Source organism: Micromonospora sp. NBS 11-29 (assembly GCF_002140155.1).
GTDB lineage: Bacteria > Actinomycetota > Actinomycetes > Mycobacteriales > Micromonosporaceae > Micromonospora.
Map to the genome: position 1 here is coordinate 580,499 of NZ_NAPR01000007.1, position 1,279 is coordinate 581,777.

1 protein-coding gene and 1 pseudogene are annotated in these 1,279 nt (G+C 71.0%); both read left to right on the top strand.

Annotated elements, in window-relative coordinates; all coding sequences use genetic code 11:
• Nucleotides 1–30 precede the first annotated feature (30 nt).
• Nucleotides 31–1,061 (top strand): annotated as a pseudogene (pheS, locus tag B1205_RS12925) (phenylalanine--tRNA ligase subunit alpha).
• A 26-nt stretch (nucleotides 1,062–1,087) separates the two neighbouring features.
• The coding region (locus B1205_RS31360; protein WP_254909886.1) for a hypothetical protein at nucleotides 1,088–1,279 on the top strand (192 nt) is incomplete at its 3' end.

The following is a 1,279-nucleotide window of genomic DNA, read 5'->3' on the forward strand; positions in this document are numbered from 1 at the left end:
GGCGCCGCCATGAGGGAGTGCCCGTTCACCATGAGCTACCGCAACGATCCGTACGACCCGAAGCAGGTCGCCCTGCTCGACCCGGCCGCCCTGGCCGGGGCCGTGGCCGACGCCGAGAAGGCGTTCGCCGACGCCGCCGACCTGGACGCGCTGACCGCGCTGCGCCCCACGCACCTGGGGGACCGGTCCCCGGTGTCGTTGGCGCGCCGGGAGATCGGCGCGCTGCCGCCGGCCGCGAAGTCCGACGCCGGCAAGCGGGTCAACGAGGCCCGCCGCGCCATCGAGTCCGCGTACGCCGCCCGGCAGGAGATCCTGGACGCCGAGCAGGCCGAGCGGGTGCTGGTCGAGGAACGGGTCGACGTCACGCTGCCCTACGACCGTCGGCCGCGCGGCGCCCGCCACCCGCTGACCGTGCTGATGGAGCAGATCAGTGACCTGTTCATCGGCATGGGCTACGAGGTGGCCGAGGGCCCCGAGGTCGAGCTGGAGTGGACCAACTTCGACGCGCTCAACATTCCGGCCGACCACCCGGCGCGCGGGCTGATGGACACGTTCCACGTCGCACCTGAGGGCAGTGGCCTCGTGCTGCGCACCCACACCTCGCCGGTGCAGGCGCGCACCATGCTCAGCCGCAAACCGCCGATCTACGTGGTGGTGCCGGGCCGGGTCTACCGCACCGACGAACTGGACGCCACCCACGCGCCGGTCTTCCACCAGGTCGAGGGCCTGGTGGTGGACAAGGGCATCACGATGGCGCACCTGCGCGGGACGCTCGACCACTTCGCCCGAGCCATGTTCGGCGAGGGCGCGAAGACCCGCTGGGGCCCGCNTTCGACGTCTGGTTCCCGGAGCACCGGGACGGGCCGCAGTGGGTCGAGTGGGGCGGCTGCGGCATGGTCAACCCGCGGGTGCTGCGCGCCTGCGGCATCGACCCGGAGGTCTACTCCGGATTCGCGTTCGGCATGGGCATCGACCGGACCGTGATGGTCCGGCACGGGGTCAGCGACATGCGGGACATGGCCGAGGGCGACGTGCGGTTCACCCGCGCGTTCGGCGCCTGAGCTACGGAAACGGTGGTCACATAGTCATGCGAGTTTCTGTCAGTTGGCTGCGGGAGTACGTCGATCTCCCCGCCGACCTGCCCACCGGCGACCTGGAGCAGGCGCTGGTCGACCTCGGCATCGAGGTCGAGTCGATCGTGGACCTGCGGGAGACCGTCACCGGTCCGCTGGTCGTGGGCGAGGTGCTGGAGATCGAGGAGCTGACCGGTTTCAAGAAG